Origin of the sequence: Mycobacterium sp. 134, assembly GCF_048282715.1 — a bacterium.
GTDB lineage: Bacteria > Actinomycetota > Actinomycetes > Mycobacteriales > Mycobacteriaceae > Mycobacterium > Mycobacterium septicum.
In genome coordinates, this window is the sequence record NZ_JBLVUN010000008.1 from 2,435,709 (window position 1) to 2,457,176 (window position 21,468).

The 21,468-nt window shown below is 66.1% G+C and carries 14 protein-coding genes and 2 pseudogenes; 7 read left to right on the top strand and 9 right to left on the bottom strand.

Translation table 11 applies throughout. The annotated features are described in order from the left end of the window. Nucleotides 1-84: 84 nt before the first annotated feature. Nucleotides 85-1,056 carry an IS481 family transposase gene (locus ACNQVK_RS16415; protein ID WP_047328152.1) on the bottom strand — a complete coding sequence of 324 codons (972 nt, stop codon included), beginning with the start codon at nucleotides 1,054-1,056 and terminating at the stop codon, nucleotides 85-87. A 196-nt stretch (nucleotides 1,057-1,252) separates the two neighbouring features. Beyond that, the gene (locus ACNQVK_RS16420; RefSeq protein WP_110918226.1) at nucleotides 1,253-1,408 is read right to left on the bottom strand and encodes a hypothetical protein; all 156 of its coding nucleotides are present in this window, start codon (nucleotides 1,406-1,408) and stop codon (nucleotides 1,253-1,255) included. 110 nt (nucleotides 1,409-1,518) lie between these two features. Between ACNQVK_RS16420 and ACNQVK_RS16425 the strand changes: the two genes are divergently transcribed. Continuing rightward, nucleotides 1,519-2,100: a nucleoside deaminase gene (locus ACNQVK_RS16425; RefSeq protein WP_418030361.1), complete on the top strand. Its 582-nt coding sequence runs from the start codon at nucleotides 1,519-1,521 to the stop codon at nucleotides 2,098-2,100. Between the two features lie 16 nt (nucleotides 2,101-2,116). On the opposite strand, the gene ponA2 is transcribed toward ACNQVK_RS16425, so the two are convergent. Together ponA2 and ACNQVK_RS16435 are read right to left on the bottom strand one after the other, a co-directional pair. Further along, complete coding sequence (gene ponA2, locus ACNQVK_RS16430; protein ID WP_418030362.1) at nucleotides 2,117-4,579, bottom strand: transglycosylase/D,D-transpeptidase PonA2; 2,463 nt, start codon at nucleotides 4,577-4,579, stop codon at nucleotides 2,117-2,119. A gap of 175 nt (nucleotides 4,580-4,754) precedes the next feature. Next, nucleotides 4,755-5,249, bottom strand: a complete 495-nt coding sequence (locus ACNQVK_RS16435) for a hypothetical protein (protein WP_418030363.1) — start codon at nucleotides 5,247-5,249, stop codon at nucleotides 4,755-4,757. A 249-nt stretch (nucleotides 5,250-5,498) separates the two neighbouring features. Between ACNQVK_RS16435 and phoA the strand changes: the two genes are divergently transcribed. Continuing rightward, the gene (gene phoA, locus ACNQVK_RS16440) at nucleotides 5,499-7,001 is read left to right on the top strand and encodes an alkaline phosphatase (RefSeq protein WP_418030364.1); all 1,503 of its coding nucleotides are present in this window, start codon (nucleotides 5,499-5,501) and stop codon (nucleotides 6,999-7,001) included. A 171-nt stretch (nucleotides 7,002-7,172) separates the two neighbouring features. Beyond that, nucleotides 7,173-7,517, top strand: a complete 345-nt coding sequence (locus ACNQVK_RS16445; protein ID WP_418030365.1) for a hypothetical protein — start codon at nucleotides 7,173-7,175, stop codon at nucleotides 7,515-7,517. A gap of 244 nt (nucleotides 7,518-7,761) precedes the next feature. Here the strand turns inward: ACNQVK_RS16445 and ACNQVK_RS16450 are convergent, their stop codons facing one another. From ACNQVK_RS16450 to ACNQVK_RS16460, 3 genes and pseudogenes are all read right to left on the bottom strand, one after another. Continuing rightward, nucleotides 7,762-8,601, bottom strand: a complete 840-nt coding sequence (locus tag ACNQVK_RS16450; protein ID WP_418030366.1) for a hypothetical protein — start codon at nucleotides 8,599-8,601, stop codon at nucleotides 7,762-7,764. After that, entirely contained in the window at nucleotides 8,591-10,324 is a 1,734-nt protein-coding gene (locus ACNQVK_RS16455) for a diflavin oxidoreductase (RefSeq protein ID WP_418030367.1), read from the bottom strand. The genes ACNQVK_RS16450 and ACNQVK_RS16455 overlap by 11 nt, the downstream gene beginning before the upstream one ends. 5 nt (nucleotides 10,325-10,329) lie before the next feature. Continuing rightward, nucleotides 10,330-15,773, bottom strand: a pseudogene (locus tag ACNQVK_RS16460) (glutamate synthase-related protein). Nucleotides 15,774-16,075: 302 nt separating this feature from the next. Between ACNQVK_RS16460 and ACNQVK_RS16465 the strand changes: the two are divergent. The 3 genes and pseudogenes from ACNQVK_RS16465 (at nucleotide 16,076) to ACNQVK_RS16475 (ending at nucleotide 18,643) form a co-directional block, all read left to right on the top strand. Then, a complete protein-coding gene (locus tag ACNQVK_RS16465; RefSeq protein WP_418030368.1) occupies nucleotides 16,076-16,933 on the top strand; it encodes an SDR family NAD(P)-dependent oxidoreductase in 858 nt (285 codons plus the stop codon). A gap of 9 nt (nucleotides 16,934-16,942) precedes the next feature. Beyond that, nucleotides 16,943-18,015 (top strand): annotated as a pseudogene (locus ACNQVK_RS16470) (dihydrodipicolinate reductase). 10 nt (nucleotides 18,016-18,025) lie between these two features. After that, nucleotides 18,026-18,643, top strand: a complete 618-nt coding sequence (locus ACNQVK_RS16475; protein WP_418030369.1) for a TetR/AcrR family transcriptional regulator — start codon at nucleotides 18,026-18,028, stop codon at nucleotides 18,641-18,643. A 4-nt stretch (nucleotides 18,644-18,647) separates the two neighbouring features. Here the strand turns inward: ACNQVK_RS16475 and ACNQVK_RS16480 are convergent, their stop codons facing one another. Beyond that, nucleotides 18,648-19,823 (bottom strand): FAD-dependent monooxygenase, encoded by a 1,176-nt coding sequence (locus ACNQVK_RS16480; protein WP_418030370.1) that lies wholly within the window; start codon nucleotides 19,821-19,823, stop codon nucleotides 18,648-18,650. A gap of 78 nt (nucleotides 19,824-19,901) precedes the next feature. On the opposite strand from ACNQVK_RS16480, the gene ACNQVK_RS16485 reads away from it, so the two are divergent. Further along, nucleotides 19,902-20,462 (top strand): TetR/AcrR family transcriptional regulator, encoded by a 561-nt coding sequence (locus ACNQVK_RS16485; RefSeq protein ID WP_418030371.1) that lies wholly within the window; start codon nucleotides 19,902-19,904, stop codon nucleotides 20,460-20,462. A 69-nt stretch (nucleotides 20,463-20,531) separates the two neighbouring features. On the opposite strand, the gene ACNQVK_RS16490 is transcribed toward ACNQVK_RS16485, so the two are convergent. Continuing rightward, a complete protein-coding gene (locus ACNQVK_RS16490) occupies nucleotides 20,532-21,467 on the bottom strand; it encodes a type IV toxin-antitoxin system AbiEi family antitoxin domain-containing protein (RefSeq protein ID WP_418030372.1) in 936 nt (311 codons plus the stop codon). Nucleotide 21,468: the final 1 nt, after the last annotated feature.

Consider the following 21,468-nt stretch of genomic DNA (forward strand, 5'->3'; position numbering starts at 1 on the left):
ACGGCGATCGCCGAGCTAACCTACACACTCGCCACAGGGTTGGCTCCGATAAATCCGGTCACCGTTCCGGGATGATTCGCAACTCTAGATGTTCTTCACGGGTAGGTTGTGAACGCGTAGGCGCTCGATTGGTGTCATTCCGCCGATGCCGGTGTGGGGTCGGTGGTGATTGTAGTGATGCAGCCAGTGCTGGTAGGTTCCGGCGCGTTCGGCCTCAGAGCGGTAGGTCTGCGCATAGGCCCATTCGGTGGTCAGGGTGCGGTTGAATCGCTCGACTTTGCCGTTGGTCTGTGGCCGGTAGGGCCGGGTCCTCTTGTGGGTGATGTCGGGGCCGAGCGCTTCAGCGAAATTCTTTGACCGGTAACAGGATCCATTGTCGGTCAACACTCGTTTGACGGTGATGCCGTGGTCGGCGAAGAACGCGTTGGCGCGTTTCCAGAATCCCGCGGCGGTTTCTTTGCGTTCGTCGGTGAGGTCCTCGGAGTAGGCCAGCCGGGAGTGGTCATCAACGGCGTGGTGCAAGAACGTGTATCCCATGCCGCAGCGGTTGCGCCGGCCGGCTTGGCGACCCAGCTTGCGATGGCCGCCCCCGTCGGGGATGCGGCCCAGTTTCTTGACGTCGACATGGACCAAGTCGCCGGGAGCCGGGTGCTCATAGCGGCGGGGTTTGGGCCGGCGTACCGGTAACCCGGTGTTTTGGTCCAGGTGCCGCAGCAATGGCATCCGGTAGCGGCGCAGCACCGCCTCAACGGTCGAGCGTGGCAGGTGCAGGTAAGCGGCGATGCGATGTGGGCCCCAGCGCCGGGTGAAGCGCAGGTTGACGATGCGCCGCTCACGTCGTTTCGGCAACCGCAACGGACTGCGATGCGGCCGGCTGGGCCGGTCTACCATCGCTGCTTCGCCACCGTCGCGATAACGGTCGGCCCATTTCTTGGCTGTGGCCACCGAACATTGGAACCGCTCAGCCGCGCGCCGCAAACTCCAGCCCTGATCAACAACCGCCTGCGCAAGCCGCAACCGCCCACGAGGAGTCAACGAAGCATTAGCGTGGACCATGAGGACCTCTCGGTAATCGGATGTGCGTATTTGGTAACCACACCGATACCGGAGGTCCTCACCTACTTCCGCTCACCACGCCGTTCACAACCTGTCTGGGAGTTACATCTAGAGCGTGAAATCAGTTGCTTGTCATCAGGTTACGGTCCAGATGGAAACGGAGCCGGGAGCCGTCACGCGGGCATTCGCAAACCCGCTAGAACCAGACTTTTCGCCCACCCACCGGGCGCCCGACGGCGCCGAGGATCCACAGGATGATCCCGATCACCAGGAGAATGCCGCCGATCGTGTAGAGGATCGAGATCCCGGCGAAGTAGCCAATCAACAAAAGAACGATGCCGAGCACAATCATGGTCAGTCCGATCCTCTTGAGAGCAACTGAAGTGTTGTCGGCGACAGGAATTGCCAGAACCGTCGATATTCAAACCTATGGGAACGTCGGCGCCGCTAGCATCCTCGATCATGGCGAATCTGCACCGGCGGACGGTGCTGCTCGGAGCTGGGGCGTTGGTCGGACTGGCCGGCGCGACGGGCGTGGGTTCGGGGCGAGCCCACGCCGAGCCTGCCCCCAGTGATGCCGATCTTGCGCTGCTGCGGCGCACTTTCGCATTGGCGCAGGACGCCCGGCAGAGCGGCAGCGCTCCCTACGGTGCGCTGGTCGCCGATGCAGGCGGCACTGTGGTCGTCGAACGCGCCAACACGTCGGCACTCGCTGACGGTGACCCGACCCAGCACGCAGAGCTGACGGCCGTCGCGGAGGCATGGCGCGTGCTGGGCACCGACGGGATGAATCACGCGACGCTGTATGCGAGCACCGAGCCGTGTGTCATGTGCTCCGGTGCTGCCTACTGGACCGGGATCGGCAGGGTCGTCTACGGCTTGTCGGTGCGTCGCCTGTTCGAGTTCACCGGCGACAATCCGAAGCAAGGGTCGTTCGCGCTGCCCTGCCGGGACATCCTTCTGCACGGTCAGCGGGCGATCACGGTGATCGGCCCGCTGCTGGAAGATGAAGCGGCGCAGCCCCATGAGGGTTACTGGCGTTAGCGGCCGGCCCCCGGCGTCACGCAGGTGGGGGCGGGGGTGGTGGCGGAGGAGGTGGCGCCGGCAGGGTTATCGGCGGCAGCCCGGGGATCTCGATGACGTTGGGCGGTGGGGGAGGCCCCAGCTCGTTGAGGGTGGGTGGCGGCGGAAGCTCGGGTCCGGGCACGAATACCGGCGGCGGCGGTGGCACATACCCGGTGCTGGTGTTGATCGTGATGATCGAGCCGGGAATGGTCCTGCCGCTCGGCGTCGTCCCGATCACGGAACCCTTGGTGGCGTTGCTGTTGACCGGAGTGGTTCTGTCGGCGACGCGGAAACCGGAGTCCAGCAGGCGTTTACGGGCATCGTCGACCTTCAGCCCGGACACGCTCGGCACCTCGCCGCCGGGGCCACCGTCGACATAGCGCGGGTCGGTGGGAGGCAGGGCGATGGGGCCGAAGTCGTCGGCGACGGGACTCATTGCGGCATACCACGTCAAGGCGGGCTCCGTACCGCCGAACAGGGTGCCGTCGCCGCATTTGCGTAATGGGTACGAGCACAAGCCCGACGGCGAGGAGGAGTCGTCGAAGACGTAGTTCGCGGCCGCGTACTGGTTGGTGAAACCGAGGAAGCCAGATGACCGGTGCGCCTCGGTGGTGCCGGTCTTCCCGGACATCGGCAGTTTCCAGCCGACCGAACTCGCTGCGCCGGCGGCGGTTCCGCTCGAGTGGTCCTTGCCCAGCGCGTTGGCCAACGTGTTGGCCAGGCCTTCGGGTACCGCCTGGTCACAGGGGACAGTCTGCACACCTACTTCACGGCCGTTCCGATCGAAGATCTTGTCGATCGGGTTCGGTGGGCACCAGGTGCCGCCGGAGGCAAGGGTCGCACCGACGTTGGCCAACTCAAGTGCGTTGAGCTCGAGCGGGCCGAGGGTGAAGGATCCGATGTTCTGCCGCTTGACGTAATCGGCGATGCTCTCGTTGGAGTCGGGGTTGTAATCGCGGGCACTGCCAGGTTCGGCATAGGACCGCAATCCCAGTCGGACTGCCATGTCCACCGCGCGCGGCACCCCGATCTGTGAGATGAGTTTGGCGAACGCGGTATTGGGCGATTGCGCCAGGGCGTCGGTGACACTCAGCGGGCTCTTGAAACCGTGCGCGTTGCGCACACACCAGGTTTCCCTCGGGCAACCGGGGGTGTCGCTGCTGCCCAGGCCCTTGCCCATGAATGTTCCGGGAACATCGAGTTGAGCGTTGATGCCCATTCCCATGTCCAGCGCGGCGGCCGTGGTGAAGATCTTGAAGATCGACCCGGCGCCGTCACCGGCCAACGAAAAGGGTTGGGGCTGCACGGTCTGGTTGGCATCGAGGTCCAGTCCGTACGTGCGGCTGTCGCCCATCGCGATCACCCGGTGCGTGTCCTTGCCCGGCGTGATCACACTCATCACGCTCGCGACGCCGGGGGCGTTGGGGTCCGCGTACTTCTCGATGGCCCTCTTGACACTGTCCTGAACCTTGGGATTGAGCGTAGTGCGGATCAGATACCCGTTGCGCGCGACGTCCTGCATGGTGAGGCCCGCCCGCGCAAGGTAATTCAGGACGTATTCGCAGAAGAAGGCGCGGTCGCCCGCGGCGATGCAGCCCTGCGGAAGCGGGTCGGCCTGGGGGAGTACCCCCAGCGGTGCCGCCTTCGCGGCGCGCAGCTCCTCGGCCCGGTCCGGCAGGTAGTCGATCAGGGTGTCGAGCACGAGGTTGCGCCGGGCGAGGGCGCCGTCCGGGTTGGTGTACGGGTCCAGTGCGCTGGTGGACCGCACCACGCCGGCCAGCAGGGCGGCCTGCGGCCACGTCAGGTCCGCGGCATCGACGCCGAAGTAGGTACGCGCCGCGTCCTGAACCCCGAATGCGCCGTTGCCGAACGACACGAGGTTCAGATACCGGGCCAGGATCTCCCCCTTCGGGAGTGTCTTGTCCATCGCGAGTGCTATCCGGATCTCCCGCAGCTTGCGCGCGGGGCTGACCTCGACGGCCGCGCGCCGCTCGGCATCGGTTTTCGCCTTGACCAGGAGGTTGTAGTTCTTGACGTACTGCTGCTCGATGGTCGATCCGCCGCGCACGTCGTCGATGCCCCGCATGTAGCCGAAGAGCCCGTTCAGCGTTCCCTGGACGTCGACCCCGTTGTGCTCGGCGAAGCGCTTGTCTTCGACCGACACGATCGCCAGCTTCATGGTGTCGGCGATCCGGTCGATGGGCACCACCCATCGACGCTGTTCGTACAGCCATGCGATCGGCTGGCCCGAGGAGTCGACCATGGTGGTGACGATCGGTGCGTCCCCTTTGAGGACCTCCGCGGAATCCTGTGCCACCGTGTCGGACAGCCGCGCCGTCATGATCCCGACACCGCCGACGACGGGGAACATCAACACCGCCGCGAGCAATCCGGCCAGCACACAATGCATGGCCAGGTTGGCAACCGTAGACCGCGACCGCGGAGACGGGCCGGACATGCCCTCTAGCGTAGGGCGGTCAACCGTGGTCGATGTATAGATCGCACGCAACACGTTGGCTACGTTGTGATTTCAGAACGCCCGAACAACGATTCTGATGGGGCTACCGACGGCTGGGATCCACCGCTATCGATGTCGCGGCAATCTGCCGCGCAACTGGCGCGAGAGCGCGTCGCTAACGATCGCTGCGACTGCAGTTGGGATTGGCCGGCTTCGCGGGCCAGGTGCACACGTCGATGTAGGTGTTGTTGGCATATCCGCCGCCGTCGAATACGCCGTAAGCGTCACCGTGCGTGCCGGTATAGGTCGCCCCGCCACCTCCGCCACCGCTGGAGGAGATGATGGTGGTGAGCGCCCAGCCCTTGCCCTGCAGCGCGTTCTTGTATGCGGTCATCACGGCATCCGGCGTGCCGTTGACCTGGTAGTGCAGGTGGATTCCGCCGTCGGCGATGTCGTCGGGACCTTTGGTCTGCTGGACGTCGGCCGGTGTCGGCAACAGTGACGTCAGTGATTCACCGCCCGCGGCGGCGCTGGTGGTGACAGTGGTGGCCGGCGGCGCTGTCGTGGTCGTGGCCTCGGCCTTCTCGGTCACCGGACTGCACGCCGTGGCGGCCAGACCGATCGCGATCGCCCCGATGAGGCAGGTTGTGGTGCGCTTCGTCATGGACATCCCCGTTCCTCTTTGCCGCACGGTATCAACGTGGGCAAAGGTGGTTGGACGATATTGACGCGACCAATTGCCAGGTAGTTCCTATCGCAAATACACGTCGCGCCTGTTGTGGCAACTGCCGGCCCCGATAGCCCGGCAATCTGTTTGATTGCCGTTACCCGGGTGTCGACTGTCGGGCAAACATCGGTTCACATGCAGCTTCAACCATGTGTGGGCTTGATGGAGATGACGACGATTACGGAGACATGGATGACTCGCAGGCGGTACGTGGTGGCGGCGGCGTTGGTGTGTACGGCAGCCCTGGCTGCGGCCTGCGGTGGAAGCAAGAACGGCGACGCGTCGTTGCCGCTGCTCGACCCCGCTGCCAAGGGCACGTTGTCCGAGCACGGCGGTGCCACCCGGGCCGGCGATGATCGCTCCGCACTGATCGCCGACTCCATCAAGAACACCGGCGCCAAGAACGTCATCCTGCTGATCGGCGATGGCATGGGTGACTCGGAGATCACCGTGGCCCGCAACTACGCCCACGGCGCCGGCGGCGCCTTCCCGGGGCTGGACGCGTTCCCGCTGACGGGGCAGTACACCCACTACTCGCTGGACAAGAGCGGCAAGCCGACATACGTCACCGACTCGGCGGCCAGCGGATCGGCCTGGGCCACCGGCACCAAGACCTACAACGGTGCGATCGCGGTGGACATCCACGGCAAGGATCAGAAGACCCTGCTGCAGTTGGCCAAGGAGGCGGGCAAGGCCACCGGCGACATCACCACCTCCGAGATCCAGGACGCCACCCCGGCCGTTCAGCTCGCCCACGTCACCGAGCGGGACTGCTACGGACCTGACGAGACGACCAAGGACTGCCCGTCGAACGCCCTGGAGAAGGGCGGCAACGGTTCGATCACCGAGCAGCTGCTGGCAACGCGCGCAGACGTGGTGATGGGCGGCGGCGCCGAAACCTTCGCGCAGGTCGCCAAAGCCGGTGAATACCAAGGCAAGACGCTGGAAGTTCAGGCCAAGGAGCGCGGCTTCACCATCGTGCGCAATGCCGACGAACTCGACAACACAGACAAGGCCGACCAGGATGCGCCGTTGCTCGGCCTGTTCGCCGAGGGCAACATGCCGACCCGTTGGAACGGACCGGTCGCCGGCAAGGGCGGCTATCTGCAACCGGCCGCCGAGTGCAAGGACAACCCGGACCGCGGTGCCGCGGTGCCCACGCTGGCGGCCATGACCAAGAAGTCCATCGATCTGCTCAAGGGAGACGGGGACGGCTTCTTCCTGCAGGTCGAGGGCGCCTCGATCGACAAGCAGGACCATGCCGCCAACCCGTGTGGGCAGATCGGCGAGACCGTCGATCTCGACGAGGCCGCCAAGGTGGCCCTCGATTTCGCCAAGGAGAACAAGGACACCCTGGTCATCGTCACCGCTGACCATGCGCACAGCAGCCAGATCGTGGAATCCATGAGCGTCGAGGATGTCCAGGACGCCGCGACCGAGGCGAAACTGCCCTTCGAGGTCACCCGCGACGCCATCTACCCGGGCCTGACGCGGGTCCTGCGCAGCAAGGACGGCCAGAACCTGACCGTCTCCTACGGCACCTCGGACAACCTCGACGCGATGGACCAGGGCCACACCGGATCCCAGCTGCGTATCGCCGCCTATGGCCCCAGTGCAGCCGACATCGTCGGCCTGAGTGATCAGACCGACCTGTTCTTCACGATGGTCCGCGCATTGGGCCTGAAGGAGAACTGACCTCCCACGAGCGCGGCAGCGTCTCACAGCCGCTGTCTGGCAAAGACAAAGCCACGCCATAGGGTGCGATTTGTGACGGTGTCGTGCCCCAAATGTGACCGTTGCGGACCAGTGTTTCCAAAGTGACTCAAGTGCAACAAATGCACTTCACGTCAGATCGGGGAAACCAGCATGTCTGCATACATCACCTTTGGCCGACGACTCGGGTATGCGGCGTTGATCCTCGCGGGTCCGTTGGCGGTCCTGGCGGTGAGCAACGCATCGGCCGCAGCCGCGCCGCGGACGCCGCTCGCCACCGACGACCAGGCGCCCGCGGTGCCGTTCGATCCCGGTGCGTTGGTCAACGCCATCGATGACTACGCATCGCTGCTGTCGATACTGACCGGAGGCCACAAGAGTCAACCGGGTCTCGGCGCCCCGGTCGGTACCGTCCAACAACCGGCCGGCATCGTGCAACAACCGGCCGGCGCCTACCCGATGATCCCCGGGGTACCGATGTTGCCCGGGGAGCCGTGAACCCGATGCCCCCACGCACCGTGTATCCGGTACCAAGCCGACAACGGTCAACCAGAGGAACGGAGTGAACCGCCGTGTACATCAGCCGAACAGTTGACGCGCGCACCGCGCGGATCGCCCTCTCGCTGATCCGTTGCCCCATCAAGAGCCGCCGGTATCCCGCCAAGCAGGAGCGCTTGGTCACCCCGCAGGAAGCGGCGCTGCTCGCGCGATAGCCACCGGCGAACCGGTGGCAATCTCGCCGCTACCGCTCGACTTCCGGCAGCGAAGCCGCGATCGCTTCCCAGGCCTCATGCAGATGCTCGCACAGCGGTCCGGTTTGGGTGATGACGCTGACGCAGCGGTTGCTGTGGTCGTAGAGCTCAAGGGCCGATGTCAGCCCGGCCGCACTCGACGACTGCGTGACCCAGCACTCCGCCACGAACACGGGGTCGACCACATATCGGCAAGCTCCGAAGACCACCGCGAAGTGTGGACCGGAACCGTCGAACAGCGCGGCCCGGCCGCGGTGGAACTGCACGCATCCGCCGGCGGGGACACCGACGGTGAACGGCAGATCCATGTCGACCAGGTGGGCCAGCAGGTGCGGGATGACACGCGGGTCGATCTGGCGGGCGCCGGTGAACGGCAGCACCTGGTATCGCTGGGGAGTGAGTTCGTCGAGGTGGGTCAGCTGGTCGGTTTCGCTCCAGCTGGCGGCCGACCAGTCAACGGCCTCAATAGATTCGGTCTGCCCGGCGGGCGCCATCTCGAGCGCTTGAATGGAGAGGTGATCTGACATCGGGGTGAAATGGGCTCGGTGAGTCCCGGTTTCGTCGGCCAGGATCAAGGCCCGCGGCGTGAGATAGGTGTCGCGGATGCGTCCAGGATGCAGCCGAAGCCCGATGTACTCGTCGCCGCAACGCAACGCCTCACCGGGAAGAGCCGGGGCCAGGTAGGCGCCGGTGTGGCTCAGCAGCGCGGCATCGTTGGCGGTGACAGCCACCACGGTGCCGAGGAACGGGAGAGCCTGGGCAATTATCTTGGGCCCGGCGGTGATCCGCTTGGCCGGGCAGTTTTCGCACCGTCGACCATCAGTACACATCGCGCACGTACCGTTTCTCCCGCTTGAGTGTGTTGACGTACTCGGTGGCCTCGTCGACACCGAGGCCACCGTGTTCACCGACGATGTCGTGCAGGGCGCTGTCGACGTCCTTGGCCATCCGGGCCGCGTCGCCGCACACGTAGAAGTGCCCGCCGTCCTGCAGCCACGCGAAGAGTTCCCTGCCGTTGTCCCGCATCCGGTTCTGGACATAGATCTTGGCCGACTGATCGCGGGAGAACGCCAGATCCAACCGGTTGAGCAGGCCGGACTGCTCCCAGGCCGCGAGCTCCTCGGCGTAGATGTAATCGTGTTCGCGGTGTTGGTCCCCGAAGAACAGCCAGTTGCGCCCGCCGGCACCACGTTGCTCGCGCTCCTGCAGGAACGCCCGGAACGGTGCCACGCCGGTGCCGGGGCCGACCATGATCATCGGCACATCGTCGGCGGGAACCCGGAACGACTTGTTGGGTTGCAGAAAGATTCGTGCCTGGCCACACCGGTCGGCCAAGAACGTCGAACAGACCCCGCCGCGGTCGCGGCCGGTGTTGCGGTAGCGCACGCTCGCGACGGTGAGGTGGATGTGATCGGGGTGGGCCATCGAGCTCGACGAGATCGAATAGGCACGGTGTTGCAACGGTTTCAGCAGTCCGATGAACTCCTCAAGACCGAGGGCATCGCCACCGATCCGCAGCACATCCAACACGTCCTTGCCGTACAGCCAGCGCTCCAGCACTTCCTTCACCCCGCCGCGGAGCGCGTGGGAGAACTCCTCGTTCTCGGCGCGGCTCTCGATCTCGCTCAGCAGATCCTTGGACGGTGTACTGATCTCGTACCGATGCCCGAGTAGTTCGCCAAGGGGCGTGCCGTCGACGAGTGTGTCGGATGACACCCGGAAGTGCGCGGCGATGGCCTCGACGAGCGCCGGATCGTTCTGCGGGACGACGGCGAGCGCATCACCGGCCTCATAGGTGATCCCGCTGTCGGCGAGGGCGAATTCGTAGTGCCGGATCTCCTTGGCCGAATTCGTCCCGGAGAGCAGGCGATTGACCGGCAGCTCGGCGAGGAACGGGTTCTTGCGGGTCCACCCGGAGCGGGCGACGGTGCTGGGGGGCGGAGTGCCGGGGCTGCCGCTGGCGCCGGCCAGAGTGACCAGCGATCCGATCGCACCCTGGACCCAGTCGGCAGCCTGTTGTTCGTAGTCCACATCGCAGTCGGCGCGGCCGACGATGCGGCTCGCGCCGAGTTGCTCCAACCTTGTGTCGATGAGCTTGCCGGCCTGGCAGAAACCGTCGTAGCTGGTGTCGCCGAGGGCAAGGACACCGTAGGACACGCCCTCCAGACGTGGAGCCTGGGTGGAGGACAAGGCGTCCCAGAACAATTCGGCGTTGTCGGGCATCTCGCCCTCGCCGTAGGTGGAGGTGATGATGAGGACGTAGCGCAACCCGGCGAACTGCTCAAGGGCGATCTCGTCGAGCCCGCTCACCGTCACGTCGAATCCTTGGCCCTTGGCCGCCGCGGCGGCGTCGCCCGCGACTGCCTCGGCGTTGCCGGTCTGGGTGCCGTAGAGAATCCGCAGCGCCGGCCGCGGCGCCGCCTGGTCGGCGGTCGACGGCGGCGTCGCCACGTTCATGGCGAGCCGGGAGTGCAGACCGGCCAGGAAGCCCGAGAGCCAGGCGCGCTGGTCCTCGTTGAACGGGGCGTCTTGGGGGATGTAGGCGATCTTCATGGCTGTTACGCGGTCTCCAGGCTGGCGACGGTGGGGCCGGACATCACGACGTCGGGAATCACCTTGTGGGCGAACAGCTCCTCGAACGAGGGCAGGCGCCCGATCTTGTCGGTGTTCTTGGCGTTCTGGTGCAGGATCCAGCCGTAGGTTCCGAGAGAGTCCGTCGACAGCACATTGCGTTGCGTCAGCGCCTCCTTGTAATCGGTGATCCGCTTGTCCGCGATCAACACGGCCAACTCTTCGTCGCTGAACACCTCGATGGCTTCGCGGGCATAGCGCTGCAACTTCTGGATCAGGAAGAAGTCCTCGGTCAGGACGAGGTTCCGGACCGCCTTCCCGATCAGCGGATCGGTCACATCCGCCACCCCCGGTGTTCGCGACAGCGCCAACTGCTGCGCCATGTTCAGCACCGTGTAGGTGTTGAGCAACGCGAACATGCCCTCGGTGTCGGTATCGCCGTAGCCGGGTACCGCACCGCCGAGGACGATCTGCCGGTCCCGATAGGAGCGCTTGAACTTCTGCACCTGGTATCCGGCGAGCGACGCCGCGAGCTCGTCGAGCAGTTCTTTGCGGGTCTTGGCTGCCAGGATCGCGTCGGAGTCCTGGTACTGCAGCAGTGCGCGCGGCATCACGTACCGGATGTGGTGGCGGGCGGTCTCCCAGTCCGACAGCAGCGCTTGAGCTTTCGCCGACCCGGTGGCCGCCGCGTGCCATTCGAGCAAGGTCCGGGCGGCGACCTCGTGAAACGGCGCCCCGGTGACCGGTGCGATCAGCGCGGAATCAGTACTGACCTTCGAACCGAGCTCGTCGTCGGGGTCGTACTGGTAGAGGAAGCCGCCGCTCATGCCGTTGGCGACGCCCTTGCCGAAGCCGCCGATGTTGAACACCGCACCGTTGGTCATGTACTCGCACAGGAACTCTCCGACACCTTCGACGACCGCGGTGGCACCCGAGTTGCGTACCGCAAAGCGGTCACCGGCTTCGCCTTCGACGAACAACCGCCCACCCGAGGCGCCGAACAGGGCGAAGTTGCCGATCAGCACGTTGCCGCCGGGGGTGGCGGATCCGCCACCGGGGGAGCGGACCACGATGGTGCCGCCGCACGCGCTCTTGCCGACGCCGTCGTTACAGGTTCCCGTGTGGGTCAGCGTCATACCGTCGTTGCAGAACACTCCGTAGCTCTGGCCCGCGGATCCGGTGGTGGTGATCGCCACGCTGTCGGGCAGCAGGTAGCGGCGCCCCCGATCGTCAGTGGCTATCGCTGATCCGGAGGCAGGGCTGCCCTCGTGATTGAGCTTCCGCTCGATGTCGATGGCCAGCTGCCCGCCGACACTCTTGTTCTGATTGGTGAGGCGCACCGGGGCGAACGCCGTGCCCGCCAGATCGAGTTGCGCCAGGAACGCGTCGTCGACCGCGTAGTCCTTCTCCATGTAGATCGGCGCGTCGACGACGAACTCCTCGGCCACCGCAAGCATGGCGCGCAGGTCGAGCCGGCCGATGCTCGACGGATGGTCGAGCAGGTGCAGCAGGTCACTACGTCCACGGGCGGCGCGCAGCGACGCCAGGCCGAGCGTGGCCAGGATCTCGCGGACCTCATGGGAGATGTTCAGCAGATACTGGGCCAGCGCCCGCGGATCGCCTTCGAACGCTTCGGCGTTCGTGGTCAGCCCGGCCGGGCACTTGATGTTGCAGTTCTTGGCCATCACGCACTTGAGCATCATCAGCGCGGTGGTGCCGAACTCGAAGCTGTCGGCGCCCAGCAGTGCGGACTTGACCACGTCACCGGCGGTCTGGTGGGCGCCCGAACAGCGGAGCATCACTTTCTGCCGGATACCGTTGGCGCACAACGCTTGATGCACCTCGGCGACGCCGATCTCGGCGGACCGGCCGGCGTACTTGAGGCTGGTGACGGCGGCCGCGCCGGTGCCGCCGGTGTTGCCGGCGACGTTGATGACGTCCGCCCCAGCCTTGGCCACACCCACGGCGATGGTGCCGATGCCCTCGGACGAGACGAGCTTGACGATCACCCGCACCCGGGCGGCCTTGCAGTCGTGGATGAGCTGCGCGAGGTCCTCGATCGAGTACGTGTCGTGATGAGGCGGCGGGGACACCAACTCGACGCCCGGGGTTCCACCACGGGCCGCGGCGATCTGCACGCTCACCTTCGGCGCCGGGAGCTGGCCGCCCTCACCGGGTTTGGCGCCCTGACCGATCTTGATCTCCAGCTCCCGCAGCATCGGGTCGGCGAGATAGCCCGCCCACACCCCGAAGCGCCCGGAGGCGAATTGTTTGATCCGTGAGCCGCGGATGGTGCCGTAGCGGGTCAGATGCTCGCCGCCCTCACCGCAGTTCGACAGGCCGCCGACCATGTTGGTGCCGTGCGCCACCGCCTCGTGCGCGGGAGCAACCAGGGCGCCGTGGCTCATCGCGCCCGAGGCCAGGGTGGCCGCGACCTCGCTCGCCGGTTGCACCGAGGCCAACGGAATCGACGCCGGTGCGGTCCGGACCTTCGCGAGGTAACGCAGCGCTTCACCGGCGGCACGCAGCCACAGCCGGTCACCGATCACCTCGGAGTCGACGATGTCGGCGCCGAACCGCTGCGTCAGCGAATCCTGAAGCGCCACCAGACGTTCGGTGCCGTGCGCGAGCCGCAGCGTGAACTCGTCACCGACCTGGCCGCACGTCAGACCACGGACGGCGAAGCTGTTGTTTCCGGAGCGGGCGAATTGACCCAACTCGGAGCGGAATTCGTCGGCACTGTGCAGGAAGCTGACGTCGGCCGGAAACGCCAGCACGTCACGCAGGGCTGCCGGGCGGCGGGTGCGTTCGGTGTTCATCGCGAACACGAAACTGCGGTAACCGGGCGTGATGTCGAAGCTGTTGATGGCTCGTGGGGTCAGCGCGTCGAAGCTGTTGTTGCGGTAGGCCTCGTCATCGAGGCCGAACGCGCCTTCGAGCTGGTGCAGCGGCAGTCCCCGCAGGAACACCGGATCGGTCATGTCGGGATTCTCGGGCCGCGCCTCGTCGCCGAACGAGATGGACTCCTCGGTCATGTCGACGAATCCCCGTACCGCGGTGGTCCCGTACGAGTGTCCGGCTCCCTCGGCCCGCTCCTTGAACAACCCCAGCAGCGGGATGTCCTTCTCGCCGGTGACGGCCAGCGCGCGGGCGTGCCAGTCGGCCACGGTGGCGGCCAGGGTGCTGAATCCGACACCGGCGACCGGAGAAACCACGTTCGGGAAGTAGCGGTGCAGCACCGGGTCCCCGGTATCGAGATAGCTGGGCTCGAAGAACTCGCCGCCGATGTAGCTTTCGGCCGTGCACAGCCCGACCCGGCCCATGGTCTTCATGAGCGCCTTCTCGGCCGCCTTCGCGAACTGCTTGAACGCCACGTCAGCGCCGTCGCCGAACTTCTCCTCGGCCCGCATCTGCACGGCCAACGGGTACACCGCCGACGCGCCGAAACCGAGCACCGTCGCGATGTGGTGCGACGAGGACAGCTGACCGCTCTCGGCGATCACCGAGACCCGCAATCGCAGGCCTTCCTCGATGAGCCGCTGGTTGATCGCGGAGATGACGATGGTGAGCGGCATTGCCGCCAGCGTGCTCTCGACGTGCCGGTCTGAGATGACCGCGATACCACCGGTGTCCCGCGCGAATGCCTCGACGTCGTCGCACAGGGCGTCGATGGCGTTCACGAGTGCGCAGGCGTTGGCGGCGGAGTCGGCGAGATCGATCCGGTATCGCATGCCGAACCGGCGCACCGGGGTGTGCTGCTGATCGCGGATCTTGAGCATGTCGCGGTGGGTCAGAATCGGTGACGGAACCACGATCTGCGGCGCCGGGACGGCCCCGCTGTTGGGCCTGGCGCCCAGCGCCACCCGCAACGTCATCCCGTCGGCCTCGCGGATGCTGTCCAGGGGAGGGTTGGTCACCTGCGCGAAACGCTGCGAGAAGTACCGGGCCATGCCCCCTTCGTGATTGGACAGCGCATTGATGGCCGCGCCGTAGCCCATGGCCGAGATCTTCTCCTGGCCGGTGGCCAGCATCGGGTCCATCAGGAACTTGAAGCTCTCCTGGTTGAGCGAGTAGGCGACGTATCGCTGATGCCGGTTGAGGTCGCCGTTGTACCGTGCCGGCGCGAGCTGGTTCTCGGGCGCGACGGCGGGCAGATCGTTCAGGTTGATCCTGGCGGCGTCCAGCATTTCCGGGTAATCAGCTTGATGCGCAAGCTTTTCCAGTGCCTCGGTGGTGGTGTAGGACCGACGCTCGGCATGGTCGTAATAGAGCATGCCGCCGGCCTCGATACGGCCGCGCCGGATCACGTCGGCCGGGGGAAGCGGACCTGCCCGGCTTCTGACATCACCCCGAGGTAGTCGGCGGTCTCGACCGTGCGCAGCGGGCGTAACCCTAACCGGTCCAGGCGCGCGCCGATGATGTTGCCGTCGCCGAAGATCAGCGCCGCCGGCCCGTCGTTCTTCTCCTCGTAGAGGCTGAAGTACTCCAGCATCGCCCGTACCCTCGGCGACAGTGTGGCGTCGTTCTCCCAGGCCGGCGGCATCATCGCGACCACGGCGGTGACCAGGTCCAGGCCGTCCTCCAGCACCCGGTTCTGCAATGTCTGGTCGAGGCGGCAGCTGTCGGACTGCCCCACGGGGCGGACGATCGCGCGATTGCGGGCCCGCGCGATCGCGTTGTCGGAAAGTCGGTTCTTCTTGTCGGTGTTCAGTTCACCGTTGTGCGCCATGAGCCGAAACGGCTGCGCCATGGTGGCGTTCGGTGCGGTGTTGGTCGAGAACCGGGTGTGGAAGAACATCGAGTGCACTTCCATGCGGGGATCTGAGAGATCGCGGAAGTACGGCACCACCTCGTCGGAGTTGAGCCGGCCCTTGAGGACCTGGGTTCGCGAGCTCAGCGACAGGGGGTAGAGCCCCTGGAGGTCTGGATGCGTGTAGGCGACGGCTTCGATGGCCATCAGGGCGTCGTGGATCCCGCGGTCGCAAATCGCGTCCGTGCCCGACCAGAACACCCATTGCCGGATGGGCAGCTGGTATCTGACGGCGGCCGGTCTGATCGCTGAGTCATCCACGGGGACATCCCGTTTGAGCAACGTCCGGAACCCCTGCGCCGCCAGGGCCTCGTCGATGACCGCCTCGGCGGCACCATGTTGATCGGAATCTGTCGGCAGGAAGAAGTTTCCCACTCCGAACTGTCCGAGTCGCAGGTCGTCGCGGCCGGTGAGCCCGGCGAAGAACCGCAGGGAAAGGTCGAGGTTCACCCCCGCGCCGTCGCCGACGCCTTCCGAGGACATACCGCCGCGGTGGGGCACCGCGCACAGCGCTTCGTGCAGCATGCGGATGACTTCGTGGGTCTGAACGCCGTCCTTTCGCGTCAGGAATCCGACGCCACAGCTGCTCTTCTCTTGGGCGGGGTCATACCGGCCGTTCAGACGTGGTCTCCTCACCCCGGCGCCGTGGACGGCGCGCTCAGCGTGTGACGATGTGGTGCTCGCTGGGTTTCTCGTCATTGAGCGACCCGCTGGCCTCGGCGCGTGACGTTGGACGGCAGCCGGCGCGGTCGGGCAGCTTAGCCTAACCTAATAAATGGTGGCTTGGTGGTCGCCGGCGGCTCGAGGGACGAGGATCACACCGTCGCCTCGAAGTCAGGACGGTGCCGCGAGACCGTCCCTCCATGGTCAGGCCGGTGGCGCACCATTGCCGCCAAAACATTAAACGTGTAATTTTCTGACTCGTGGCAGCACTCGAAGGCAAAGTCGCCATCGTCACCGGAACCAGCCGCGGGGTGGGCGTCGGCATCGCGCATGAACTGCTGCGCGCCGGGGCGACCGTCGTGGGGTGCTCTCGGTCGGCACTGTCGGAAATTCCGGGGATCGAGGACGCCTGGCGGGACCGGTCTGCCCAGTTGGTCTGCGACCAAGGCGATTACCGCGCGATCGATGCCCTCGTGCAGCAGGTGGCCGACACCTACGGCCGGATCGACATCCTGATCAACAACGCCGGCGGCACCGTGCCCTCCCCGCACGCCGAGGATGTCCCGGCCCTGGTGTCGAAGATTCAGGGTGCGCCGTCCTCCGATGACGACTTCGAGCGCACCGCGCTGTTCCACGCGTTCGCCGTTCAGATGAACCTCATCAGTCCGCTGTGGTTCGCCGTGCGGGTGTTTCGCCAGATGAAGACCCAGGACGGCACCGGGTGCATCATCAACATCTCCAGCGGTGCGGGACACCCGGCCGGATCGCCGACCTTGGTGTCGTACGGCGCGGCCAAATCCGGTCTCAACCAGCTGACCCGCTCCCTGGCCGAGGAGTGGGGCCCCACGGCACGGGTGAACTGCGTCGCGCTCGGACCGACGATCACAGAGAACTTCCGGTCCTTCGTACTGCCCAAAGACGATCCGACGGGAACGAAGTACTTCGACGCCGTCCCGATGAAGCGCGGCGGCGAACCGGCCGAGGTCGGGCTGACGTGTGTCTTCCTCGCCTCCGGCGCAGCCGATTTCATCAACGGCACGACCATAGAGATCGACGGCGGCATGCTTCCCGGTGTCCTCTACGAGGCCGGCCTCAAGACCATCACCGACCTGCTCTGAGGAGATCCCTTGTCCCGTCGCGTCATCCAGTTCTCTACCGGCAACGTGGGTCGGCACGCACTGCGCAGCCTCATCGAACGCCCCGATCTCGAGCTCGTCGGAGTACATGCGTCCGGTGCAGGCAAGATCGGGCGCGACGCGGCAGAACTGTGCGGCATCGACGGAGCGACCGGGGTGATCGCCACGGACGACATCGACCAATTGGTCAGCCTGAACGCGGACTGTGTCGTCTACACGTCACAAGCCGAAACCCGCCCGGCCGAGGCGCTGTCCGACATCACCCGGTTTCTGCGGGCCGGCACGAACGTCGTCGGGACCTCCTTCGTCTGGATGGTCGCGCCCGATCAGGCCGGGGAATGGTTGAGCGGGCCGCTGCGGGAGGCCTGTGCCGCGGGGAATTCGACGCTGTACATCAACGGGATCGATCCGGGTTTCTCCGGGGACACGCTCGTCTACACCGCCCTGAGCCTGGCAGCGCGTGCCACCGCCATCACGGTGCAGGAGGTATTCGACTACGGTTCCTACGACGATGCCGAATTCACCGGTGCCAGTTTCGGTTTCGGAGAGCCGGCTGACCACTGCCCGGTGATGTCCCTGCCGGCGTGCTTGCCTCCATGTGGGGCGCGCAGGTCCGCGCCCTGGCCGACGACCTGGGTGTGACGCTCGACGAGGTACGTGAGCGCTGGGAGCCCTGGGTCACCTCTGCGCCCATCGAGTGCACCATGATGAACGTTGACCCAGGGCAGGTGGCAGCGGTCCGGTTCGGCGTCGAGGGGATGCGCGACGGCGCAGCGGTCATCACGATGGAGCATGTCAACCGATTGACCGAGGCGGCAGCGCCGGAATGGCCGTACCCGCCCGACGGACACCCCGGTGTGCATCGCGTCGTCATCGAGGGCAGCCCCGGCGTCGAGATCAACACCCACGTCGGTGGGGCGGGCGTCGACCACAACGAGGGTGGTGTGATCGCCACTGCGGCGCGCGCAATCAACGCGATCGACACGGTGTGCTCCGCGCCGAGCGGCATCCTCGCCGCGCACGACCTGCGCCCGCTGGATCACCTCCGCGGGGTGATGTGGTGACATCGCGACCATGACCGCGCCCCGCCGGCCCGCCACCGGAAGCCAGGCCCGTGCCGAACGCACCCGTGAGGCGGTGATCGCCGAAACGGTGCGCTGCATCCTGGACGAAGGATTCACCCCACCAAGCGTCCGGCACATCACCGGGCGGGCCGGGGTGACATGGGGTGTCGTCCAGTACCACTTCGGCGACCTCGACGGGCTGCTGATGGCCGTGGTGGACAAGGGATTCGGCGATCTGGCCGAAACGCTGGCCGACCTACCCGCCTTCGATGAGGGGATGACGACCCGGGCACGCACCGAGCTGATCGTCGACATCGTCTGGCGCGCGTTCTCCAGCCCGGTGTCGATGGCGGCCCTGGAGATCCTGATCTCCACGCGGGGGATGCGTGACAGTTCGGCCAACACCCACTTGGCCGAACTGATGCAGCATCTCAACCGGCTGGGTTCCCATCTGGCCGAAGGACTGTCCGCGCCGAAGGGTGCCGGGATCGGAAACCTGATCTGGGCAACCCTGCGGGGTCTGGTCGTGGCGCAGATGGTGTGGCCGACGCCGATCGACTCGTCGAAGGAGCTGGGGACATTGGTCGACGTCCTCGCCGCCTACATCGAGACGGAGCAGCCTTCCTGAACGCTCAGGCGGCCTGGCCCGCCTCCTCGGCGACCCGTTCGGCGTCATAGGTGTTGATGGCGACGCTGTCGAGGATCGCTTGCAGTTGCTCTGCCTGTGCGTGCGGGGTGAGTTCGGTCGAACGGTAGATGTGTCCGGCGGCGCGGGCCTGCCGGCGCACGTGACCGGTGCGGTCGATGCGCAGGTTCTCGTAGTGCCGCAGCTGCGTTCTGATCTCGTCCGGCCGCGCGTCACGCAAGACGACGGCCAATGTCATCGCGTCTTCGATGGCCTGATTGGCGCCCTGTCCGAGGTGCGGCGTGACCGCATGGGCACTGTCGCCCAGGAGGGTGATCCGGTCGGTGGACCAGCGGTCCAACGGTTCCCGGTCATAGATTCCCCACCGGAACGTGGAATCCATCGCATCGATGATCGATGACACTCTCGGGTCCCAGCCCCGGTAGGCCGCCGCGAGCTCGGCCACATCACCAGGCGCGGTCCATGATTCGGTCACGGTGAGATTGGTGGGGACGAATGCGACGATGTTGATCAGCTCACCCGCGGACACCGGGTAGGCCAGGAAACTCTGCCGGGGGCCGAGCCACATCGAGCTGGCATTCATGTCGACCACGCCGCGCAGCCGGTCGGCGGGAATCAGCCCGCGGTAGGCCATGATTCCCTCGCTCACGGGTGCGGCCGGGCGCGTCACCTTGCCCTGCAGCCGCGAGTGGATGCCGTCGGCGCCGACCAGGAGATCCGCGTCGACCGTTGTGCCGTCTGAGAATTCGACACGGACCCCGTCGCCGTGCTCGGTGGCCCCGACGCAGGAGCGGCCCAACTGCAGGGCATCGACGGGCAGCGCGTCGGCCAGCACCTTCTGGAACTCGCCGCGATGCAGGCACCAGGTACGTGCTGGGTCCCCGAAGCCGAGCGTCGACGGTTCGCCGGCTATCGGCTCGGCCTGCCAGGTGCGGAACTGATAGTGCGTGACCGGACCCGCGATCGCTGCCACTGCATTGCCCACACCGAGCTTGTTCAGGATGCGGGAACCGTTCGTGGCGATGGCGACCCCGGCGCCGAGTGCCTTGAGCTCGTGCGCCTGTTCGTACACGGTCGCGTCGATTCCATTGGCTCGTAGAGCAATTGCAGCGGTCAACCCGCCGATGCCCGCACCCACGACGGCAACTCGAAGTCCGGTCATGAGGCCTCCTCAATCCGCAACAAATGTACCGATCGGTACGCTATTGACTATAAATGTACCGATCGGTACAGTCAAGGGGTGGCCCGTACAGCAGATCCCGTCAAGCGTGAAGAGCTGCTGAACGGTGTCGTGGGGTATCTCGAACGGCACGGCATCGGCGAGATGTCGCTGGCGCCGATGGCCGAGGCCCTGGGTACGAGCAAACGCATGCTGCTGTACTACTTCGGCGATCGGGCCGAGCTGCTGGCGCAGGCCCTGGACGCGAGCCGTCCGCAGCTGGGGGAGATGTTCGCCTGTGTCACCACTGCGGACGAATTCGTGGATGCGGCACGGACCCTGTGGCAGGAACTGACCCGGGGCGGCGAACGGCGCAACGTGCGCCTGCTGTTGCAGGTCCTCAGCCTGGCGGTCACCGACCCCCAGACTTATGGCGAGGCCGCCCGAAACGCGGTCGAAGTGATGATCGCCCCGATCGCGCAAGCTCTGTCCGTGATCGGGTATCCGGCCGACAGTGCCTGCGCGCGTGCCACTTTGGTGGTCTCCGGCCTGCGCGGACTGTGCCAGGACGGCCTGGTCACCGCGGACAGGCCGCGGGTCGACGCCGCCGCCGAGCTGTTGATAGCGGCGTCAGTCGCCTAGGAGTCTGCCGCGAACATCCTAAGCGGCGGATCACTGCTTGATATTGACTGTAATCCGCCGCTTAGACGGCTACGCGGCGCGGTCGAGTCGCGTGAACGCACACCCAGGCCCGCATGGGCGACCGGCCACCGCGATCCCGTGGCGGTGCAGAATCTGAGCGATCTTGCCTGCGGTCTGACACGGCCGGTCGAAGACCTGCCCATAGGACAGCCTGACGGTCGAACGGCCGTCGACCGCGGCATCCAGGTCCCGTTCGAAATCCGCATCTCGCCTGCTCGCCGAATCATGAAACACCCTGCCGTCGAGCTCGACGACGAGCCGTTCTCCGTACTCGGCATCGCGATAGCAGACACCGAGCGATGACGCGGACCGCTTCTGGCGAGTCGCTCGCGGCAGACCGTGCGGACGCTCGACGCGGACAAGATAGCCGTGCTCAAGAACCGAGCAGGTGCCCTCGGCGATGTCGACCAGCGCCGCCCGCAACCAGCGACGACGCCGCAGCCGACCACGCGAATCGAGGGCTTTCAGCAGCCGCCGCGCAGTGGTGCGCCGAGATTGGCAGGCATTGGCCAGGACGGCTACGGCATCGAGTTCGCGCGCAGAACGGCCGGCGACGTCGAGAGCGGCTTCCTCGTAACGCGTCCGCGGCGGGCCGGCGTTCCACAGCACGCGATCGTTGAGGTGGGTGACACGGTGAATGCGGACGCCGACCGGCTCAGCCAATGTCGACCGTTGCCGATCGACGGCGACATGGATCGGCAACGATTGCGCACCCAACGCCGATTCGAAGCAAAGGGCGGCCGGGGCCGCGTAGAGCACTGCAGCCCAAGCCCGTTGTATCCAGCTCAGCGGGCCGGTGTGTCCGACATAAACGCCGGCGTGCACCCGCGCCCACTCATTGCGTCTGAGCAATCGTCGGATTTCATGCTCAGCCAGCCCCGCATCCAACGCCTGCCGACGCGAGATCACCCCATCCTGCTGCCGAAGAACATCACCGACGTCCACA

Excerpts from the sequence above, each read along its gene's own strand:
- ACNQVK_RS16415 (WP_047328152.1), bottom strand. The coding sequence starts at position 1,056 with ATGGTCCACGCTAATGCTTCGTTGACTCCTCGTGGGCGGTTGCGGCTT.
- ACNQVK_RS16420 (WP_110918226.1), bottom strand. The coding sequence starts at position 1,408 with ATGATTGTGCTCGGCATCGTTCTTTTGTTGATTGGCTACTTCGCCGGG.
- ACNQVK_RS16425 (WP_418030361.1), top strand. The coding sequence starts at position 1,519 with ATGGCGAATCTGCACCGGCGGACGGTGCTGCTCGGAGCTGGGGCGTTG.
- ponA2 (WP_418030362.1), bottom strand. The coding sequence starts at position 4,579 with ATGTCCGGCCCGTCTCCGCGGTCGCGGTCTACGGTTGCCAACCTGGCC.
- ACNQVK_RS16435 (WP_418030363.1), bottom strand. The coding sequence starts at position 5,249 with ATGTCCATGACGAAGCGCACCACAACCTGCCTCATCGGGGCGATCGCG.
- phoA (WP_418030364.1), top strand. The coding sequence starts at position 5,499 with ATGACTCGCAGGCGGTACGTGGTGGCGGCGGCGTTGGTGTGTACGGCA.
- ACNQVK_RS16445 (WP_418030365.1), top strand. The coding sequence starts at position 7,173 with ATGTCTGCATACATCACCTTTGGCCGACGACTCGGGTATGCGGCGTTG.
- ACNQVK_RS16450 (WP_418030366.1), bottom strand. The coding sequence starts at position 8,601 with ATGTGTACTGATGGTCGACGGTGCGAAAACTGCCCGGCCAAGCGGATC.
- ACNQVK_RS16455 (WP_418030367.1), bottom strand. The coding sequence starts at position 10,324 with ATGAAGATCGCCTACATCCCCCAAGACGCCCCGTTCAACGAGGACCAG.
- ACNQVK_RS16475 (WP_418030369.1), top strand. The coding sequence starts at position 18,026 with ATGACCGCGCCCCGCCGGCCCGCCACCGGAAGCCAGGCCCGTGCCGAA.
- ACNQVK_RS16480 (WP_418030370.1), bottom strand. The coding sequence starts at position 19,823 with ATGACCGGACTTCGAGTTGCCGTCGTGGGTGCGGGCATCGGCGGGTTG.